Source organism: Cupriavidus necator A5-1 (genome assembly GCF_000744095.1).
Lineage (GTDB): Bacteria > Pseudomonadota > Gammaproteobacteria > Burkholderiales > Burkholderiaceae > Cupriavidus > Cupriavidus necator_A.
This window is the reverse complement of sequence record NZ_JQLI01000008.1, coordinates 1,359,262-1,379,352: the sequence shown is the minus strand read 5'-3', so window position 1 is coordinate 1,379,352 and position 20,091 is coordinate 1,359,262. Positions and strand designations below refer to the sequence as shown.

The following is a 20,091-nucleotide window of genomic DNA, read 5'->3' as shown; positions in this document are numbered from 1 at the left end:
GGCGGGCCTTAGGCCTTGCCGGTCCGCCGCGGGTCTTCCGGGCAGCTCCCGCCCGGGGAGCGCCGCGGAAAGCGCCCGGATCGTCGTCCGGGCCGGCGGTCCGTGATTAGCGGTCGATCTCGCCGAAGACGATGTCTTGCGTGCCGATGATCGTTACCGCGTCAGCAATCATGTGTCCCTTGGCCATTTCGTCCAGCGCGGCCAGGTGGGGGAAGCCAGGTGCACGGATCTTCAGGCGGTACGGCTTGTTCGCCCCGTCCGAGATCGCGTAGATGCCAAATTCGCCCTTCGGGTGCTCCACCGCAGCATACGCTTCGCCTTCCGGCACGTGCATGCCTTCGGTGAACAGCTTGAAGTGGTGGATCAGCTCTTCCATGTTGGACTTCATGTCCACGCGCGAGGGCGGCGCCACCTTGTGGTTCTCGGTGATCACCGGGCCCGGGTTGCGGCGCAGCCATTCCACGCACTGCTTGATGATCTGGTTGGACTGGCGCATTTCTTCCACGCGCACCAGGTAGCGCGCGTAGCAGTCGCCGCCCACGCCCACCGGCACGTCGAAGTCCAGCTTGTCGTACACCTCGTACGGCTGCTTCTTGCGCAGGTCCCACTCGATGCCCGAGCCGCGCAGCATCGGGCCGGTAAAGCCCATCTGCAGCGCACGTTCCGGGCTGACCACGCCGATGTCCACCAGGCGCTGCTTCCAGATCCGGTTGTCAGTCAGCAGCGTCTCGTACTCATCGACGTACTTCGGGAAACGGTTCGTAAAGTCCTCGATGAAGTCCAGCAGCGAGCCCGAACGCGCTTCGTTCATGGCCTTGATGGCACGCTCGTTGTGGACTTTGGAGGCACGATATTGCGGCATCGTGTCAGGCAGGTCGCGATAGACGCCGCCCGGACGATAGTAGGCCGCGTGCATGCGCGCACCCGACACCGCTTCGTACATGTCGAACATGTCCTCGCGCTCGCGGAAGGCGTACAGGAACACCGCCATCGCGCCGACGTCCAGCGCGTGCGAGCCGATCCACATCAGGTGGTTCAGCAGGCGGGTGATCTCGTCGAACATCACGCGGATGTACTGCGCGCGGACCGGCACTTCCAGGCCCAGCAGGCGCTCGATCGCCATCACGTAGGCGTGCTCGTTGACCATCATCGACACATAGTCGAGGCGATCCATGTAAGGCACGCTCTGGATCCAGGTCCTCGTTTCTGCCAGCTTCTCGGTCGCACGGTGCAGCAGGCCGATATGCGGGTCGGCGCGCTGGATGACTTCGCCGTCCAGCTCCAGCACCAGGCGCAGCACGCCGTGCGCGGCCGGGTGCTGCGGGCCGAAGTTCAGGGTGTAATTCTTGATGTCTGCCATGGCGCGTTCTCAGTGCTGCAAGCCGCCGTAGTTGTCCTCGCGGATCACGCGGGGCGTGATTTCGCGCGGATCGATCGTGACCGGCTGGTAGATGACCCGTTTCTGTTCCGGGTCGTAACGCATCTCGACAAAGCCGGAAACCGGGAAGTCCTTGCGGAACGGATGGCCGACGAAACCGTAGTCGGTCAGGATGCGGCGCAGGTCCGGGTGGCCGTCGAACACGACGCCGTAGAAATCGAAGGCTTCGCGCTCGAACCAGTTCACCGAATTCCACACGTCGATCACCGACGGCAGCACCGGGAAATCATCGTCTGGCGCGAACACACGTACGCGCAGACGCCAGTTATGCGTAACCGACAGCAGGTGCGAGACCGCGGCGAAGCGCGGGCCTTCCCAGGCGCCGTCGCCGTACTCGGAATAGTCCACGCCGCACAAGTCGATCAGCTGCTCGAAACGCAGCGAGGGATCGTCGCGCAGGATGCGGGCGGCTTCCAGGTAGTCTTCGGACTTGACGATCAGCGTCAGTTCGCCGGTCGCCTCGATCAGTTTCTGCACGCGCTTGCCGAGAGCCTTCTCGAGCGCGGCCTTCAGGGTTTCGAGCTTCGCCATTTCAGCCCTTGCGCGCGATGGTGTTGGTACGCTTGATCTTGTTCTGCAGCTGGATCACGCCATAGATCAGCGCTTCGGCCGTCGGCGGGCAGCCCGGCACGTAGATATCCACCGGCACGATCCGGTCGCAGCCACGCACCACCGAGTACGAATAGTGGTAGTAGCCGCCGCCGTTGGCGCACGAACCCATCGAGATCACCCAACGCGGTTCTGCCATCTGATCGTAGACCTTGCGCAGCGCGGGGGCCATCTTGTTGCACAGCGTGCCGGCCACGATCATCACGTCCGACTGGCGCGGCGACGGGCGGAAAATCACGCCGAAGCGGTCCATGTCGTAGCGCGCGGCGCCGGCATGCATCATTTCCACGGCACAGCAGGCCAGGCCGAAGGTCATCGGCCACAGCGACCCGGTGCGGGTCCAGTTGATCAGCTTGTCAGCGGTAGTCGTGACAAAGCCTTCGTTGAGAACGCCTTCGATTGCCATTTCACATCACTCCCAATCGAGCGCGCCCTTTTTCCAGATGTAGACGAAGCCCACGATGAATTCCAGCAGAAACACGCCCATGGCGATGAAACCCGCCCAGCCGATATCCCTCAGGGCAACACCCCACGGAAACAGGAAGGCGGTTTCGAGATCGAACAGGATAAACAGGATGGCGATGAGGTAGTAGCGCACGTCGAACTTCATGCGCGCATCCTCAAACGCTTCGAAGCCGCACTCGTACGGCGACAGCTTCGCGGGATCTGGCTTGTTCGGACCGAGGATCCGACCAATCGACATCAGTGCCACGCCGAGCACGACACCGAAGATGATGAAGATGAGAACGGGGAAGTAGGCTTCGAGATTCAAGGTACGGCCAGCCTTATCTGGAATGTTGTCAACAGCACCAGCTGAAGCGGCGTCCTGTTGCCCACCCCAGGCGCTAAGCCATGAGATCCATGGCGCGCCGCCTTGCGGACTGCCGGAGCCCCACGCTCGGGTGCATTGCCCGGCCAGGGACTCCGATCAAGTTGTTTGGTGCCGACGGCGAGACTCGAACTCGCACAGCTTTCGCCACTACCCCCTCAAGATAGCGTGTCTACCAATTTCACCACGTCGGCTGGGGGAGAAACAATATTGCCTGGCGCCGGGTTTTTCAGGCCCTTCAGGCCTTTTGCAGAGGCTTTCGCCTTCGCTCAAGACCCATCGCTGGGGAATCGTTTCAAGCCTTGCATTCTAACCCAAATTTCTTGCTTTGTTCAACGCACAACTGCAAAAAAACTCAGGAATCCGCCGCAAGGCCAACGGATTATTTCGGTACAGCAGGGCCTGCGGGCGCCGATGCGGCAGCCGCAGCAGCCGGGGCCGCGGCCGGTGCAGAAGCGCCTGCCGTGGCGGGCGCCGAAGCCGGCGCCGCACCCATCACGCCCAGCGAAGCGGCCGGCTTGTAGTTGCCCAGCAGCGTCAGTGCCAGCGTGCAGGCGAAGAACAGCGTCGCCAGCACGGCGGTGGTGCGCGACAGGAAGTTGGCCGAGCCGGTAGCGCCGAACAGGCTGCCTGAGGCGCCCGAACCGAACGCCGCGCCCACATCGGCGCCCTTGCCATGCTGGATCAGCACCAGGCCAATCACGCCCAGCGCCGACAACACCTGCAACACCACCAACAAAGTCTTGAAGATTGCCATTTGAATTTAATAAGCCTTACTTGGCTAGTTACTTGCCTGATCTGACGATCGGTACGGCCGGCATTCAGGCGTTGCCGATCGCAAGAAAATCTTCCGACTTCAGCGAGGCGCCACCAATCAGGCCCCCGTCGATGTCGGCCATGGAAAACAGTTCGGCCGCATTGTCCGGCTTGACGCTGCCCCCGTACAGGATGGCCATGCGCCCGGCCACGCCAGCGTCGCGCGCCGCCACCTGGCCGCGCAGGAAGGCGTGCACCGCCTGCGCCTGCTCACTGGTCGCGGTCTTGCCCGTGCCGATCGCCCAGACCGGCTCGTAGGCCAGCACCACGCGGCTCAGCTGCTCTATCGACAGCGCCTCCAGCACGGCCTGCAGCTGGCGGCCGACGACCGCCTCGGTCTCGTTCGCCTCGCGCTGGGCCAGCGTTTCGCCGACGCAGATTACCGGGACGATGCCGAATTCCAGCGCGCGCAGCGCCTTGGCCGCCACCACCTGGTCGGTCTCGCCGTGATAGGTGCGGCGCTCGGAGTGACCGACCAGCACATAGGTGCAGCCGAACTCGCCCAGCATCGATGCCGCCACTTCGCCAGTAAAGGCGCCACGCGCCTCCGCCGATACATCCTGTGCACCCCAAGCCACGTGCGAGCCATTCAGCAGCGTCTGGCACTGTGCAAGATAGGGGAACGGTGCGCACACCGCCAAGGTCGCGCCGGTCGAACGCCCGGCGCCCGCCTTGATTCCCTCCAGCAGCGCCGCGTTTGCAGCCAGGCTGCCATGCATCTTCCAGTTGCCGATGACGAGCTTCTGTCTCACTTAGTGCCCCTCCGAAATCAAACCCGTCATTGTAGCGTGTGGCGGGGGCACGGCGCTACCGCCGCCCGATGGTTGCGGGCGGCGGCATCCGTCACATGACAACGGAAGCGGTTCTTACCAGGTCAGCACAATCTTGCCGATGTGCTCGCTCGACTCCATCAGGCAGTGCGCTTCAGCCGCCTGCGCGGCGGGGAAGACCTGGTGGATCACCGGCTTGATCTTGCCGGCGGCAAGCAGCGGCCACACCTGCTCGTGCAGCGCCGCGGCGATCTTGCCCTTGAACGAGGCCGGGCGCGGGCGCAGCGTCGAGCCGGTCACGGTGATGCGACGGCGCAGGATGTCGCCCAGCGGGATCTCGGCCTTGGCACCGCCCAGCAGCGCGATGATGACGATGCGGCCATCGTCGGCGATGCACTTCAGTTCGCGTGCCAGGTAGGGGCCGGCGACCATGTCGAGGATCACGTCGACGCCCTTACCTTCGGTCAGCGCCGCCACTTCGGCGACGAAGTCCTGGGTCTTGTAGTTGATTGCGCGGTCGGCACCCAGGTCCTCGCAGGCCTTGCACTTCTCGTCGGTACCGGCGGTGACGAACACCTTGAAGCCCAGCGCCTTGGCGATCTGGATCGCGGTCGTGCCGATGCCGCTCGAGCCACCCTGGATCAGCAGCGTCTCATCCTTGCCGCGCGGGCCCTGCCCCAGGTAGCCGCGGTCGAACACATTGCTCCACACGGTGAAGAAGGTTTCCGGCAGCGCCGCGGCCTCGATATCGCTCAGGCCTTGCGGCACCGGCAGGCACTGCGCCACCGGCGCCGTGCACAGCTGCGCGTAGCCGCCGCCCTGCACCAGCGCGCAGACGCGGTCGCCGACCTTCAGGCCGAAACGGTTGTCCGCATGCGACAGGTCGCCGCCCACCACCACGCCCGCCACTTCCAGGCCGGGCAGGTCCGATGCACCCGGCGGCACCGGGTAGTTGCCGGTGCGCTGGAATACGTCCGGGCGGTTCACGCCGGCGGCGGCCACGCGGATCAGGATCTCGCCCGAGCCGGGGACCGGGTCGGGACGCTCGGTCAGCTGGAGGACTTCCGGGGCGCCGTATTCGCGGATCTCGATGGCTTGCATGCTTCTCTGCTCCTTGTCTTTGTGTCGGCACGGGCCGCACTGCACTCGCCGCGCCGGGGTCGGTGTGAGCCTTCGCTCGATGGGTTGCCGGCAGTGTAAACAAAAAAACGGCCGGGCATCGCCCGGCCGTTTTTCCGTGGCACCGCCTTGCGGCGGCACCTTTGGGACAAGCCCGTCCCGATTACTGCTGCTGCTCCGAGCCACCGGCCGGCGCTGCCGGCGCGGCGCTTTCGCCGGCATTGATCGGGCTGATGCTGCCACCCTCTTCTGCCAGCGCAGCCTTCAGCGACAGGCGCAGGCGGCCCTTCTCGTCGGCCTGGATCAGCTTGACGCGGACCTGCTGGCCTTCCTTCAGCCAGTCCTTGATGTCCTTCACACGCTCGTTGACGATTTCCGAGATGTGCAGCAGGCCATCCTTGCCCGGCAGGATGTTGACGATGGCGCCAAAGTCCAGCAGCTTCAGCACGGTGCCGTTGTAGATCTTGCCCACTTCGGCTTCCGCGGTGATGCCTTCGATGCGGCGCTTGGCTTCGGCCATGCCTTCGGTCGAGGTCGACGCGATCGTGATGGTGCCGTCTTCCTGGATATCGATGGTGGTGCCGGTTTCCTTGGTCAGCGCCTGGATGGTCGAGCCGCCCTTGCCGATCACTTCGCGGATCTTGTCCGGATGGATCTTCATGGTGATCATGCGCGGTGCGTGCGCCGACAGTTCGGTGCGGGCGTGGCCCATCGCTTCCTGCATCTTGTGCAGAATGTGCAGGCGGCCTTCACGGGCCTGTGCCAGCGCGACCTGCATGATCTCCTTGGTGATGCCCTGGACCTTGATGTCCATCTGCAGCGCGGTGATGCCGTTGTCGGTACCCGCCACCTTGAAGTCCATGTCGCCCAGGTGATCTTCATCGCCCAGGATGTCGGTCAGCACGGCAAACTTGTTGCCTTCCAGGATCAGGCCCATGGCCACGCCGGCCACGTGCGCCTTGACCGGAACGCCGGCATCCATCAGCGCCAGGCAGCCGCCGCAGACCGAAGCCATCGACGACGAACCGTTGGACTCGGTGATTTCCGAAACCAGGCGGATGGTGTAGGCGAACTCGTCGTCCTTCGGCAGCACCGGGATCAGTGCGCGCTTGGCCAGGCGGCCGTGGCCAATTTCACGACGCTTCGGGCTGCCCACGCGGCCGGTTTCACCGGTGGCGAACGGGGGCATGTTGTAGTGGAGCATGAAGCGGTCGCGGTATTCGCCGGCGAGCGCGTCGATGATCTGCTCATCGCTCTTGGTGCCCAGCGTGGCCACCACCAGCGCCTGGGTCTCACCACGGGTGAACAGCGCCGAGCCGTGGGCGCGCGGCAGCACCGACGAGCGGATCTCGATCGGGCGCACGGTGCGGGTGTCGCGGCCGTCGATGCGCGGCTCGCCGCCCAGGATCTGGCCGCGCACGATCTTGGCTTCCAGGTCGAACATGATGTTGCCGACTTCCACCTTGTCGGCTTCCACGCCGGCGGCCTCCAGCGCGGCCGTCACGTTGGCGTTCACTTCCTTCAGCTTCTGGCTGCGCGCCGACTTCTGGCGCAGCTGATAGGCTTCCTGCAGCAGAGGCAGCGCGACTTCGGTGACCTTGGCGATCAGCGGCTCGTTCTTCGGCGCGGCGGCCCAGTCCCACTCGGGCTTGCCGCCCTCGCGCACCAGCTCATGGATGGCGTTGATGGCGATCTGCATCTGCTCGTGGCCATAGACCACGGCGCCCAGCATCACTTCTTCCGACAGCTGGTTGGCTTCCGATTCCACCATCAGCACGGCACGCTCGGTACCGGCGACCACCAGGTCCAGGTCCGAGGTGGCGAGTTGCGAGCGGGTCGGGTTCAGCAGGTACTGGCCGTCCTTGTAACCCACGCGCGCTGCGCCCACCGGGCCGCTGAACGGGATGCCCGACACGGCCAGCGCGGCCGACGCGCCGATCAGCGCGGGGATGTCGGCGGGCACTTCCGGGTTCAGCGAGATCACGTGCACCACGACCTGCACTTCGTTGTAGAAGCCTTCCGGGAACAGGGGGCGCAGCGGACGGTCGATCAGGCGCGAGGTCAGCGTCTCGTTTTCCGACGGACGGCCTTCACGCTTGAAAAAGCCGCCGGGGATCTTGCCGGCCGCGTAGGTCTTCTCGATGTAGTCGACGGTCAGCGGGAAGAAGTCCTGGCCCGGCTTCGGATTCTTGGCGGCGACCACGGTCGCCAGCACGACGGTGTCTTCCACATTGACCAGTACGGCACCGCCGGCCTGGCGGGCGATTTCGCCGGTTTCCATGCGGACCGTGTGCTGGCCCCACTGGAATTCCTTGACGACCTTGTTGAACATGGACATTTGCATTCCTTGACTTGCGTGCACGCCGCGCGGGTCCATACATGAGACCCGGGCTGGGCATGCGACGCCTGCGTTCTCAGCCGCAGGCTAACTGCCGGATTGCCGGTCGCAGTCTCAGGGAAGTGCTATGCCATTCCAGCGCGGCACTGTTGCCGATGCCGTGCTGGAATGACACAAAGCCCTGTTTCCTTGTCCGGTCCGGGATACCAAAAATACAAAAAGAACAACTTACTCCGTTGCGCGGCTTGCTGCAACGGGGGCCCGCGGAATCGGAATTCTCGCCGGGCACAGTGAAGCGAAAATCACTTTCTCAACTTTGCCGCACCCCTGCCCGGCACAGAAGCGCCGGGCCAGAAATGCAAAATGCCTGCCCCAGCAATGCTGAAGCAGGCATCGTGGCCTCACGCGAAACCGTGCAAACCCAGGAATCGCGCTGCCATCGGACGCAACCTCTGGCGCAACCTTACTTGCGCAGGCCCAGCTTTTCGATCAGGGCGCGGTAGCGGTCGGCGTCGTTGGACTTGAGGTAGTCCAGCAGGCGGCGGCGGCGGCTCACCATGCGCAGCAGACCGCGGCGGCTGTGGTGATCCTTCATGTTGGCCTTGAAGTGCGGGGTCAGTTCGTTGATGCGGGTGGTCAGCAGGGCCACTTGCACTTCGGGGCTGCCAGTGTCGTTGGCGCCACGGGCGAACTGCTTGATGACTTCGGACTTGTTGATATCGGCGACTGCCATTTTGATTTCCTTTCACTTGCGAACGCCACAGCGCGGGATGCGCCGCATGCGTCGTGTTACTTGCTATGGATGCTATTGGACTATCTGCCGCCATCCGGCCCATCCCAGCGAATAGCCAGGCGACGACAGCCGCGCATTATAACGGAAAAGCCCTGGCAGGAGAACCTGCCGCCTGCCCCGGCAAATCCAACGCTCAGGGGCGCTCCATCCGGCACGTGGTCGGCAGCGTGGTTTGCGCCGCCTTGAGCTTGCGCACGGTGCGGAAGCCGTAGCCCGAGCCCTCGTTGTCGAAGCGCACCGCGCCGCCCTGCCGCTCCATCACCGACACGTACAGCGGTTGCAGCACCTGGTGATCCTCGGCACGCACGGTGGCCTCGTGGAAGTCGTTGACGAAGCGCATGTTCTCGAGCGCGCGCGCCACCTTGACCGCGTCAGTGGAGCCGGCTTGCTCGATCGCGCGCGCCAGCATCTCCACCATCATCTGCATGCGCAGGTGGACGTAGTCGTCCCTGGGCTCCGGATAACGCGCGCGGAACTGCTGGTAAAAGGCGTCGGATGCCGCCCCGCCCACGTTCGGGTGCCACTCCGCCACCGCCAACACGCGGCCGACGCCGGCATCGCCCATCGCCGCAGGCGCGCCCAGGCCGTTGCCATAGAACGTATAGAACTTGGCCCGCAACCCGCCCTCGCGCGCGGCTTTTACCATCAGCGTCAGGTCATTGCCCCAGTTGCCGGTAATGACCGCATCCGCCCCGCTCGCCTTGATCTTGGCGATATAGGGCGCAAAATCCTTGATCTTGCCGATCGGGTGGAATTCGTCGCCGACCAGCTGGATATCCGGCCGGCGCGCCGCCAGCATCTCGCGCGCCGAGCGCGACACCTGGTGGCCGAAGCTGTAGTCTTGGGCGATCAGGTACACCTTGCGCACCGACTGGTCCTGCCGGATCACCTCGGTCAGCGCCTGCATGCGCATGTCGGCGCTGGCGTCGAAGCGGAAGTGCCAGAAGCTGCAGTTCTCGTTGGTCAGGCTGGGATCGACTGCCGAATAGTTGAGAAACAGCACGCGCGACTCCGGCTGGCGGGCGTTGTGGCGGTTGATCGCCGACACCAGCGCGCCGGCCACGGCCGAGCTGTTGCCCTGCAGGACGAAGGGGATGCGCTTGTCAGTGAGCGCTCGCAACTGGATCAGGCTCTCGTCGACATTACCCTTGCTGTCGAAGGTGACGAGTTCCAGCGGCCGCGCGCCCTCGGCGGTCTTGACGCCGCCACGCGCATTGATGCGCTCGATGGCCAGGCGCAGGTTGCGCACCACCGCCTCGCCGGCGTTGGCGAACGGGCCGGAAAGCCCGTCGATCATGCCCAGCCGGATCGGCTCCTGCGCCGACGCGCCCGCCGCCGCCGCCAGCAACAACCCGCCCAGCCATCCCCGCCACCAAGCCGCAACCTTCATGTTCTCTCCCGGAAAGCGCTGGATGGTACGGCAGCAGCCATGCTCCAGGCAAATGCCCCATGGACATCCGGCGGGCAACTATTTCCCCGACGAAGCCGCGACTTTGCACAAAGAACGGACAAAAAGCAGCGTCTCATGCACACAAACCGGGGCGCCCCACTACACTTCCGGTATCACACCCTGCATCAACCGAGGTTTGCCATGAGTTCTGCAATCGCCGGCGGCGCGCGCCGGCTCGTGCTGGCACTGGGCGCCCTGCTGCTGTCCGCCTGCGCCACCCTGATGCCAGTGCAGGAAGGCCAGAAGCTGATCGGGCAATCCCAGGCAGAGGTCCAGGCGATGTTCGGGCCTCCCTCCGACGTGTTCCGGCTGCGCGACGGCACCTCGCGCTGGATCTACTCCAAGCAGCCACTGGGACAGTACGCCTACGGGGCAGACTTCGACAGCAACGGCAGGCTGACCAACTTCCGCAACATGCTCTCGACGCCGGAGCTCTACAAGGCGCAGATCAATATCTGGACCAGGCAGGACGTGCTCGAGCATTTCGGCATGACGCGCGAGCCGATCCAGTACTACCCGCGGATGCGCAACGAGGTCTGGTCCTACCGCTTCCGCCATGAAGACGTGTGGCCGTCGCTGTTCCACTTCTATTTCGACGATGCCGGCGTCCTGCGCCGGACGCAGATCACGCCCGACCCCCTCTACGAACCGGATGAAAGGTTCCGCCGCTGGTAGGCGCGCATGAAAAAGCCCGCCATCCCCGGATCGGGAATGACGGGCTTGGTCCGGACGCTCAGGCCGGGTCAGCCTTCCGCCGTCTAACGCAGGTGTCGGGTCAGATCTGCGGGTTGATCTTCTGCACGGCCTTGTCGTGCAGCTTGTTCAGCGCGGCCAGGTAGGCCTTGGCCGAGGCGGCGACGATATCCGGGTCGGTGCCCACGCCGTTGACGATGCGGCCGGCCTTGGACAGGCGCACGGTCACTTCGCCCTGGGCCTCGGTGCCGCCAGTGATGGCGTTCACCGAATAGAGCACCATTTCGGCACCGCTGGCCACGCGCGACTCGATCGCATGGAGCGTGGCGTCGACCGGGCCGTTGCCCTCGCCTTCGCCGCTCTGCTCCTGGCCGTCCATGCTGAACACCACGCGCGCATGCGGGCGCTCACCGGTCTCGGAGTGCTGCGACAGCGAGATGAAGCGGAAGTGCTCGTTGGCATCATGCTGGGCCTCGTTCGAGACAATGGCCATGATGTCCTCGTCGAAGATCTCGGCCTTCTGGTCAGCCAGCTCCTTGAAGCGGGTGAAGGCGGCGTTGACTTCGCTCTCGCTCTCCAGCTCGATGCCCAGTTCCTGCAGGCGCTGCTTGAAGGCGTTGCGGCCCGACAGCTTGCCCAGCACGATCTTGTTGGCAGTCCAGCCCACATCCTCCGCGCGCATGATCTCGTAGGTATCGCGCGCCTTGAGCACGCCGTCCTGGTGGATGCCCGAGGCGTGCGCGAAGGCGTTGGCGCCCACTACGGCCTTGTTCGGCTGCACCACGAAACCCGTGATCTGCGACACCAGCTTCGAAGCCGGCACAATCTGCGTGGTGTCCACGCCGACGTCCAGGTCGAAATAGTCGCGGCGCGTCTTCACCGCCATCACCACCTCTTCCAGGCTGGTGTTGCCGGCACGCTCGCCGAGGCCGTTGATGGTGCATTCGATCTGGCGCGCGCCGCCCAGCTTGACGGCAGCCAGCGAGTTGGCCACGGCCATGCCGAGGTCGTTGTGGCAGTGCACCGACCACACCGCCTTGTCCGAGTTGGGGATGCGCTCGCGCACCGAGCGGATCAGCTCGGCATAGCCCTCGGGCACGGCATAGCCCACGGTATCCGGCAGGTTGATGGTGGTCGCGCCTTCGGCAATCACGCCTTCGAGCACGCGGCACAGGAAGTCCATGTCCGAGCGGCTGCCGTCTTCCGGCGAGAACTCGATGTCATCGGTGAACTGGCGCGCAAAGCGCACCGCCAGGCGGGCCTGCTCGTACACCTGGTCCGGCGTCATGCGCAGCTTCTTCTCCATGTGCAGCGCGGACGTGGCGATGAAGGTGTGGATGCGGAACGAGTTGGCGGGCTTGAGCGCCTCGGCGGCGCGGGCGATGTCCTTGTCGTTGGCGCGGGCCAGCGAGCAGATGGTGGAGTCCTTGACGACCTGGGCAATCGAGCGGATCGCTTCAAAGTCGCCGTTGGAGCTCGCCGCGAAACCGGCCTCGATCACATCGACCCTCAGGCGTTCCAGCTGGCGCGCGATGCGGATCTTTTCCTCGCGGGTCATGGAGGCGCCGGGCGACTGCTCGCCGTCACGCAACGTGGTGTCGAAAATGATGAGTTTGTCAGACATTTGTGGAGCTCCTGATTGCTTGTAGTGTGCTGTCCCCGGCATGCCGCCACCGGAGCTTTACCGCCTGTTCCGCGCTCCACGAGCTGTGGAATGCAAAACGCCCCGGCGTGCATCGAGCAGGCCGGGGCGTTGGAAAATTCCTTGCGGATTTCGCGCTAAGGGGTGAGTCCGTCCTTAGCGTGCGCGCGTCCCGACCTGATGGCCTAGTAGGCCACCTAGGGTGGTGCGGGCGATTAGGACTTGGCGCGAAATCATGGCTGCGACTATATCTGACTTGGCGCGCGCGTGCAACACAGGGTTTTCCGCACGCGCCGGCCGGCGTCCGCAGCGATCAGCCCTTGGGCGGGATGCGCAGCTTCTGGCCCGGGTAGATCTTGTCCGGGTGGCTCAGCATCGGCTCGTTGGCCTCGAAGATCTTGTTGTACTCGGCGCCGTTGCCATAGGCCGCCTGCGCGATCGCCCACAGCGTGTCGCCCTTGACCACCGTGTGCCACTGCGACTCCGCCGCTTCGACATTGACCGACATCTTGTCCTCGACCTTGTCCACGCCCTCGACGTTGCCGGCGCACAGGATGATCTTCTCGCGCGTGGCCTGGTCGGGCGCGACACCGAATACGGTGACCAGCCCCTGCGAGCCGTCGACCTGCACCGTCAGCCCGGTGGCATCCAGCCCCATCTTCTTGATATAGGCCTCGATCGCGTCGCCCGCCGCACGGTTGGCTGCATCGACCTTCTCGGCCGACGCATCCGCCTTGGCAGCGTCTTGCGCCGCCTTGGCCTCGCCGGTGCCGAACAGCTTTTCCCCCGCTTCCTTGATGAAGTCGAACATGCCCATGACATCCTCCTGACGGTAAGTGGAAACACTGCAGAGTGCCACGCCTTCAAGGCCGCGGCATGAAAACAATTGTGAATCCCCCGTGACCCCCAAAGACCCTCAATGATCCGGAAAGCACGAAGGGCGCCGTAGCGCCCTTCCCTGCCTGCAACGATCAGGAATCGCTTCCGTTGTCGCGCATCTTCTTCACCCCGCCCTGCTGTCCGTGCAGGGCACGCCAGCCCCATAGCAGGTAGCCCGAGATCGCGTAGGCCACAAAGAGGCCGAACAACGCGACCGGCGGATCGGTCGACACCACCACGAACAGCACCAGGACCAGCACCATCATGCCGAACGGCACGCGGTAGCGTACGTCGAGCGCCTTGCCGCTGTAGAACGGCGCGTTGGACACCATCGACAGCCCGGCATACAGCGTGATGCCGAACGCCACCCACGGCATCCACAGTTCCTTGACCGGCAGCTTGTTGTCGATCACCAGCCAGACGAAACCGGCCACCAGTGCTGCAGCGGCGGGGCTCGGCAAACCCTGGAAGAAGCGTTTGTCGACCACGCCAATATTCGCGTTAAAGCGCGCGAGCCGCAGCGCGGCGCAGGTGCAGTAGACAAAGGCTGCGATCCAACCCCACTTGCCCAGGTCATGCAGGATCCATTCGTACATCACCAACGCCGGCGCTACTCCAAACGAAGTCATATCCGACAGCGAGTCATACTGCTCGCCGAACGCACTCTGCGTATTGGTGATGCGCGCCACGCGCCCATCCATGCCATCGAGCACCATCGCCGCGAAAATGGCGATCGCCGCCACGTCGAAGCGCATGTTCATCGCCTGGACGATGGCAAAGAACCCCGCGAACAGCGCCGCGGTAGTGAACGCGTTGGGCAGCAGGTAGATGCCGCGCCGGCGCGGACGCTGGCGCTCGTAGACGACGTCGTCGTGGTCTTCGGCGGCATCGTCGTCGTAGTCTTCGGCACCGCGCAGCTGGTTATGGCGGAACGGCCGCAGATGCGTCACGTTGCCATTGTTGACCCGCTTGTTACGTCGATGGAAGGCAACCATCACAGTCCTCCTGTATGGCCGTCGCTCACTTGACGTCGAGTTCGGCGAGGATGGTCGACGAGGCAGACACCTTCTCGCCGATGGTCACGCGCGGACGCGCATCGAGCGGCAGGTAAACGTCCACGCGCGAACCGAAACGGATAAAGCCGTAGCGCTGGCCGCGCGACAGGTTGTCGCCGACCTTGGTGTAGCACAGGATACGACGCGCCACCAGGCCGGCCACCTGCACCAGCGTCACCAGCTGGCCGTCGGCCGCGCGCCGGATCAGCACGGCATTGCGCTCGTTCTCGATCGAGGCCTTGTCCAGGTCCGCGTTGACGAACTTGCCCGCGAAGTATTCGACCTTCTCCACCGCGCCGTCGACCGATACGCGGTTCGAGTGCACGTTGAAGACGTTCATGAAGACGCTGATCTTCAGCGCCTCGCGGCCGGCGTACGGATCCTGCGCCTTTTCGACCACGACGATGCGGCCGTCGGCCGGGGCCAGCACCGCGTTGGGCTGCGAAGGGATCGGGCGCGGCGGATCGCGGAAGAATTGCAGCACGAACACCGTGATGATCCACAGCGGCAGCGCCCACCAGAAGCCCGCGCTGACGTGCACCAGCAGCGAGATGACAAAGGCGCCGGCCAGGAACGGCCAGCCTTCACGGGCGATCAGCGGATGAGGATAGTTCATGCAGTACGAGTTTCGGTGGATACAAGACGATGGCAAGACGGCGCGGCGGCGGCGATAGCGACCGCCGGGTCGGTGCCCCATTGTCGCGGAGCAGCATAATGCACGCCTTGCCCGAAGTCTGACAAGCATAACAAAAAGCCGTCCAGGCCCCGCACCCTTCCCTTCTGATGATAGAAGGGCATGGCACGGAACGCTGAACGGCTTCGGCCCGCCGCCGTGCGGCGCGGACCATCAGGCAGTCAGGTCAGCTTAGTTCTTCGACTGGTCGACCAGCTTGTTCTTGGCAATCCACGGCATCATCGCACGCAGCTTGGCACCCACTTCTTCGATCTGGTGCTCGGCGGTCAGGCGACGGCGCGAGATCAGGGTCGGGGCGCCGGCCTTGTTCTCCAGCAGGAAGCTCTTGGCGTACTCGCCGGTCTGGATGTCGGTCAGGCACTGCTTCATCGCCTTCTTGGTCTCTTCGGTCACCACGCGCGGGCCGGTGACGTACTCACCATATTCCGCGTTGTTGGAGATCGAGTAGTTCATGTTGGCGATGCCGCCTTCGTAGATCAGGTCGACGATCAGCTTCAGTTCGTGCAGGCACTCGAAGTAGGCCATTTCCGGCGCGTAGCCGGCTTCCACCAGCGTCTCGAAGCCGGCCTTGATCAGCTCGACGGTACCGCCGCACAGCACGGCCTGCTCGCCGAACAGGTCGGTTTCGGTTTCTTCGCGGAAGTTGGTCTCGATGATGCCTGCACGGCCGCCGCCGTTGGCGGTGGCGTACGACAGCGCGATGTCACGGGCGGCGCCGGACTTGTTCTGGTGCACGGCGATCAGGTGCGGCACGCCGCCGCCTTGCGAGTAGGTCGAGCGCACGGTGTGGCCCGGAGCCTTCGGGGCGATCATGATCACGTCCAGGTCGGCACGCGGGATCACGGCACCGTAGTGCACGTTGAAGCCGTGGGCGAAGGCCAGCGCGGCGCCTTCCTTGATGTTGTCGTGCACTTCGTTCTTGTACACGTCGGCGATCTGCTCGTCCGGCAGCAGGATCATGACCACGTCGGCACCCTTGACGGCCTCGGCCACTTCCTTGACCTGCAGGCCGGCGTTGGCGGCCTTGTTCCACGACGCGCCGCTCTTGCGCAGGCCGACCGTCACGTTGACGCCCGAATCCTTCAGGTTCAGCGCGTGGGCATGGCCCTGCGAGCCATAGCCGATGATGGTGACGTTCTTGCCCTTGATCAGGGAGAGGTCGGCGTCCTTGTCGTAAAACACTTTCATGATAAATCCTTCAATCTCTGTCTTTTGTATGAGGTGGGCGGCATCCTCGTGCGCGTCGTGTGCGCCCGGATCGCGCCGCCCGGGGGATACTGCTTGAACCTGTGCGACTGGCTGTGCGGGCGGCTGGCGATCAGACCTTCAGGATGCGCTCGCCGCGGCCGATGCCCGAGCCGCCGGTACGGACGGTCTCAAGGATGGCGGTGCGGTCGATCGCGTCCAGGAACGCATCGAGCTTGACCCCGTTGCCTGTCAGCTCGATGGTGTAGGTCTTCTCGGTAACATCGATGATGCGGCCGCGGAAGATGTCGGCGGTGCGCTTCATTTCCTCGCGCTCCTTGCCGACGGCGCGCACCTTGACGAGCATCAGCTCGCGCTCGATGTGCGCGCCTTCGGTCAGGTCGACCACCTTGACCACTTCCACCAGGCGGTTCAGGTGCTTGGTGATCTGCTCGATCACGTCATCCGAGCCAGTGGTGACGATGGTCATGCGCGACAGCGAGGAGTCCTCGGTGGGCGCCACGGTCAGCGTCTCGATGTTGTAGCCGCGGGCCGAGAACAGGCCCACCACGCGCGACAGCGCGCCCGGTTCGTTTTCCAGCAGGACCGAAATGATGTGTCGCATTACAGGTCCTCCGCGCCGAGCAGCATTTCAGAAATGCCCTTGCCCGCCTGGACCATCGGCCAGACGTTTTCGGTGGGATCGGTCTGGAAGTCCAGGAACACGGTACGGTCCTTCAGGCGGAACGCCTCGCGCAGCGCCGGCTCGACGTCGGCCGTCTTCTCGACGCGCATGCCGACGTGCCCGTAGGCCTCGGCCAGCTTCACGAAATCGGGCAGCGCGTCCATGTAGGAGTGCGAGTAGCGGTTGTCGTACTCGATCTCCTGCCACTGGCGCACCATGCCCAGGTAGCCATTGTTCAGCGAGCAGATCTTCACCGGGGTGTCGTACTGCAGGCAGGTCGACAGTTCCTGGATGCACATCTGGATCGAGCCTTCACCGGTGATGGTGACGACTTCCTTCTCCGGGAACGCCTTCTTGATGCCCATCGCGTACGGCAGGCCCACGCCCATCGTGCCCAGGCCGCCGGAGTTGATCCAGCGGCGCGGCTCGTCGAACTTGTAGAACTGCGCGGCCCACATCTGGTGCTGGCCGACGTCGGAGCAGATGAACGCATCGCCGTGGGTCAGTTCCCAGATCTTTTCCACCACGTACTGCGGCTTGATGATTTCGGAGGTGCGGTCGTACTTCAGGCAGTCCACCGAACGCCACTGCTCGATCTGCTCCCACCACTTGGCGAGGGCCTCGCGCTTGGGCTTGAGGTCGCTGGCCTTGAGCTGGGCGATCAGTTCCTGCAGCACGTCCTTGACGTTGCCGACGATGGGGATGTCGACCTTGACGCGCTTCGAGATCGACGACGGGTCGATATCGATATGGATGATCTTGCGCGCCTGCGAGGTGAAGTGCGACGGGTTGCCGATCACGCGGTCGTCGAAGCGGGCACCGATGGCGATCAGCACGTCGCAGTTCTGCATGGCCATGTTGGCTTCATACGTGCCGTGCATGCCGAGCATGCCGAGGAACTGCTTGTGGGTGCCGGGGAACGCGCCCAGGCCCATCAGCGTGTTGGTCACCGGGTGGCCGGTCATCGCCGCCAGCTGGCGCAGCTCGTCGCTGGCATTGGCCAGTACCACGCCGCCGCCGGTGTAGATATACGGACGCTCGGCACCCTGCAGCAGCGCCACGGCCTTGCGGATCTGGCCCGAGTGTCCCTTGTTCACCGGGTTGTACGAGCGCATGTCGATCGACTTGGGATACTCGTACTTGCAGGAATTGCGGGAAACGTCCTTCGGGATATCCACCACCACCGGGCCGGGACGGCCGGTCGAGGCAATGAAGAACGCCTTCTTGATGGTCGAGGCGAGATCGCGCACGTCCTTCACCAGGAAGTTGTGCTTGACGATCGGGCGGGTGATGCCGACCGTGTCGCACTCCTGGAAGGCGTCCTGGCCAATGGCGTGGGTCGGCACGTTGCCGGTGATCACCACCATCGGGATCGAGTCGAGGTACGCGGTGGCAATGCCGGTGACGGCATTGGTCACGCCGGGACCGGAGGTCACCAGCGCTACGCCCACCTTGCCCGTTGCGCGCGCATAGCCGTCTGCGGCATGGACCGCGGCCTGCTCGTGGCGCACCAGGATGTGCTCGAACTTCTTTTGCTTGTGGAGCTCGTCGTAGATGTACAGCACTGCGCCGCCGGGATAACCCCAGACGTACTCGACGCCTTCTTCGGCAAGTGCGTGAACGAGAATTTCCGCCCCGATCATTTCGGGTGCGGCAGATGAATTGCTGTCTGCGTGGGAGAATTCCGCGCTGGGCATGTTCATTTCAGTCCTTTGCAATTTTCGGCAAAAAATTGTTTGGATGCTCTCTGCCGGGCTTGTGGCTCGGGTTCAAGCGGTGCGCGTCTGCATGGAAGACCGCCTCATAAGCGGCCGGATGAGACAACCACTGATGTCGTGTGAACCGGGGATGATACTGCAATGCACCAGCGCGGTCTATACCGTGGTTCACGCTTGTCACCGCCCAACGGGTGAGGGGTTTCCCCGAGGCGATAGCGTTTTCCCCGCCCCTCAATGTCTTTACCGAAATACAAAGTGGTACACGAGGGCGTTTTTTTGCTAGCATCGCAGCACTTGCGTCTGCCACGGGCCGTACGCAGCACATTCACCAAAACCGGGCCATTGACCCGAAGCAACACAGCCGCAACTCCGCCTGAATGGCCACCGACCAGGAACTGTCCGATTTTCTTGCCAGCGTCGAGCGTCGCGCCTTCAAGCAGGCCGTGTTCGCGGTCCGCGACGACGAGGCGGCACTGGACATCGTCCAGGACGCCATGATCAAGCTCGCCGAGAAATACGGCGACAAGGGCGCCGCCGAACTGCCACCGCTATTCCAGCGCATCCTGCAGAACACCATCCACGACTGGTTCCGCCGCCAGAAGGTGCGCAACACCTGGGTATCGTTGTTCTCCAGCCTGCGCGATGACCGCGACGGCGGCGACGACACTGACCTGCTGGAAACGCTGGAGGCGCAGGCCGGCTCGGAATCGGCCGAAAGCAGCGCCGACAAGGTCGAGCGCGCGCAGGTCATGCACATCATCGAGCAGGAGATCCAGCGCCTGCCCACGCGTCAACGCGAGGCGTTCCTGATGCGTTACTGGGAAGATATGGACGTCGCCGAGACCGCCGCCGTAATGGGGTGCTCCGAAGGCAGCGTCAAGACGCACTGTTCCCGTGCCACGCATACGCTGGCGCAAGCCCTGCGTGCACGGGGGGTCCGACTATGAGCATAAACGAGAGAGAAATCCGCGAACGCCGGTTTGTGCATGAGGTTCGGGCGGCACTAGACGCCGCCGCGGACGACCTGCCGGCCGACATTACCCAACGGCTCGCCGCCGCGCGCCGGATGGCGCTCGCGCGCAAGAAGGCCGCGGTCACCGTGCCGGTGCCGCAACTGGCGATGCCGGGATCGCAGATCACCCTGTTCGACGATGACGACGCCTCGCCGCTGCACCGCGCCGGTGCCTGGCTGCGCCGCCTTGGCCTGATCTGGACGCTGGTGGCGCTGGCCGCCGGCCTGATGGGCATCTACCACTGGCAGGAGCAGAAGCGCATCGAAGAGCTGGCCGATGTCGATGCCGCCATGCTGCTCGACGACCTGCCGCCCACGGCCTACGCCGACGAGGGCTTCCACGTCTTCCTCAAGCGCGGGCAATAG

The 20,091-nt window shown here is 64.3% G+C and carries 20 protein-coding genes and 1 tRNA gene; 3 read left to right on the top strand and 18 right to left on the bottom strand.

Annotation, left to right across the window (positions count from 1 at the left end):
• Window positions 1-106 precede the first annotated feature (106 nt).
• From K307_RS30515 to K307_RS30465, 11 genes are all read right to left on the bottom strand, one after another.
• A complete protein-coding gene (locus tag K307_RS30515) occupies window positions 107-1,360 on the bottom strand; it encodes an NADH-quinone oxidoreductase subunit D (protein WP_042884662.1) in 1,254 nt (417 codons plus the stop codon).
• A gap of 9 nt (window positions 1,361-1,369) precedes the next feature.
• Window positions 1,370-1,969: an NADH-quinone oxidoreductase subunit C gene (locus tag K307_RS30510; protein WP_042884661.1), complete on the bottom strand. Its 600-nt coding sequence runs from the start codon at window positions 1,967-1,969 to the stop codon at window positions 1,370-1,372.
• A gap of 1 nt (window position 1,970) precedes the next feature.
• Entirely contained in the window at window positions 1,971-2,453 is a 483-nt protein-coding gene (locus K307_RS30505) for a NuoB/complex I 20 kDa subunit family protein (RefSeq protein WP_008643342.1), read from the bottom strand.
• A 6-nt stretch (window positions 2,454-2,459) separates the two neighbouring features.
• A complete protein-coding gene (locus tag K307_RS30500; protein ID WP_039010973.1) occupies window positions 2,460-2,819 on the bottom strand; it encodes an NADH-quinone oxidoreductase subunit A in 360 nt (119 codons plus the stop codon).
• A 166-nt stretch (window positions 2,820-2,985) separates the two neighbouring features.
• A tRNA-Leu gene (locus K307_RS30495) sits at window positions 2,986-3,070 on the bottom strand.
• A gap of 188 nt (window positions 3,071-3,258) precedes the next feature.
• The gene (secG, locus tag K307_RS30490; RefSeq protein WP_042884658.1) at window positions 3,259-3,633 is read right to left on the bottom strand and encodes a preprotein translocase subunit SecG; all 375 of its coding nucleotides are present in this window, start codon (window positions 3,631-3,633) and stop codon (window positions 3,259-3,261) included.
• A gap of 64 nt (window positions 3,634-3,697) precedes the next feature.
• Entirely contained in the window at window positions 3,698-4,444 is a 747-nt protein-coding gene (gene tpiA, locus K307_RS30485; protein ID WP_042884657.1) for a triose-phosphate isomerase, read from the bottom strand.
• A 114-nt stretch (window positions 4,445-4,558) separates the two neighbouring features.
• Window positions 4,559-5,563: an NAD(P)H-quinone oxidoreductase gene (locus K307_RS30480; RefSeq protein WP_042884656.1), complete on the bottom strand. Its 1,005-nt coding sequence runs from the start codon at window positions 5,561-5,563 to the stop codon at window positions 4,559-4,561.
• A gap of 181 nt (window positions 5,564-5,744) precedes the next feature.
• The gene (pnp, locus tag K307_RS30475; RefSeq protein WP_042884655.1) at window positions 5,745-7,919 is read right to left on the bottom strand and encodes a polyribonucleotide nucleotidyltransferase; all 2,175 of its coding nucleotides are present in this window, start codon (window positions 7,917-7,919) and stop codon (window positions 5,745-5,747) included.
• 463 nt (window positions 7,920-8,382) lie between these two features.
• Window positions 8,383-8,652 carry a 30S ribosomal protein S15 gene (gene rpsO, locus K307_RS30470; protein ID WP_010809136.1) on the bottom strand — a complete coding sequence of 90 codons (270 nt, stop codon included), beginning with the start codon at window positions 8,650-8,652 and terminating at the stop codon, window positions 8,383-8,385.
• Between the two features lie 193 nt (window positions 8,653-8,845).
• Window positions 8,846-10,102, bottom strand: coding sequence for a branched-chain amino acid ABC transporter substrate-binding protein (locus tag K307_RS30465; RefSeq protein ID WP_042884651.1), 1,257 nt, complete (start codon window positions 10,100-10,102; stop codon window positions 8,846-8,848).
• A 201-nt stretch (window positions 10,103-10,303) separates the two neighbouring features.
• On the opposite strand from K307_RS30465, the gene K307_RS30460 reads away from it, so the two are divergent.
• The gene (locus K307_RS30460; protein WP_042884650.1) at window positions 10,304-10,837 is read left to right on the top strand and encodes a hypothetical protein; all 534 of its coding nucleotides are present in this window, start codon (window positions 10,304-10,306) and stop codon (window positions 10,835-10,837) included.
• A gap of 100 nt (window positions 10,838-10,937) precedes the next feature.
• Here K307_RS30460 and K307_RS30455 read toward each other — a convergent pair whose 3' ends face one another.
• The 7 genes from K307_RS30455 to K307_RS30425 all read right to left on the bottom strand — a co-directional run bounded on the left by K307_RS30455 (window position 10,938) and on the right by K307_RS30425 (window position 18,698).
• Window positions 10,938-12,479, bottom strand: coding sequence for a 2-isopropylmalate synthase (locus tag K307_RS30455; RefSeq protein WP_042884649.1), 1,542 nt, complete (start codon window positions 12,477-12,479; stop codon window positions 10,938-10,940).
• 331 nt (window positions 12,480-12,810) lie between these two features.
• Window positions 12,811-13,314 carry a peptidoglycan-binding protein LysM gene (lysM, locus tag K307_RS30450; RefSeq protein ID WP_042884648.1) on the bottom strand — a complete coding sequence of 168 codons (504 nt, stop codon included), beginning with the start codon at window positions 13,312-13,314 and terminating at the stop codon, window positions 12,811-12,813.
• A 154-nt stretch (window positions 13,315-13,468) separates the two neighbouring features.
• The gene (pssA, locus tag K307_RS30445) at window positions 13,469-14,371 is read right to left on the bottom strand and encodes a CDP-diacylglycerol--serine O-phosphatidyltransferase (protein ID WP_042884646.1); all 903 of its coding nucleotides are present in this window, start codon (window positions 14,369-14,371) and stop codon (window positions 13,469-13,471) included.
• 25 nt (window positions 14,372-14,396) lie between these two features.
• Entirely contained in the window at window positions 14,397-15,047 is a 651-nt protein-coding gene (locus K307_RS30440; protein ID WP_042884645.1) for a phosphatidylserine decarboxylase, read from the bottom strand.
• Window positions 15,048-15,296: 249 nt separating this feature from the next.
• On the bottom strand, window positions 15,297-16,313 hold the full coding sequence (gene ilvC / locus K307_RS30435; RefSeq protein WP_042884644.1) for a ketol-acid reductoisomerase: 1,017 nt from the start codon (window positions 16,311-16,313) through the stop codon (window positions 15,297-15,299).
• A 130-nt stretch (window positions 16,314-16,443) separates the two neighbouring features.
• Window positions 16,444-16,935: an acetolactate synthase small subunit gene (gene ilvN, locus K307_RS30430; RefSeq protein ID WP_022534048.1), complete on the bottom strand. Its 492-nt coding sequence runs from the start codon at window positions 16,933-16,935 to the stop codon at window positions 16,444-16,446.
• Window positions 16,935-18,698, bottom strand: a complete 1,764-nt coding sequence (locus K307_RS30425; protein WP_042884642.1) for an acetolactate synthase 3 catalytic subunit — start codon at window positions 18,696-18,698, stop codon at window positions 16,935-16,937. The genes ilvN and K307_RS30425 overlap by 1 nt, the downstream gene beginning before the upstream one ends.
• A gap of 392 nt (window positions 18,699-19,090) precedes the next feature.
• On the opposite strand from K307_RS30425, the gene K307_RS30420 reads away from it, so the two are divergent.
• Window positions 19,091-19,660, top strand: coding sequence for an RNA polymerase sigma factor (locus K307_RS30420; RefSeq protein WP_022534046.1), 570 nt, complete (start codon window positions 19,091-19,093; stop codon window positions 19,658-19,660).
• Window positions 19,657-20,091, top strand: coding sequence for a DUF3619 family protein (locus K307_RS30415; RefSeq protein WP_042884641.1), 435 nt, complete (start codon window positions 19,657-19,659; stop codon window positions 20,089-20,091). Before K307_RS30420 ends, K307_RS30415 begins: the two co-directional genes overlap by 4 nt.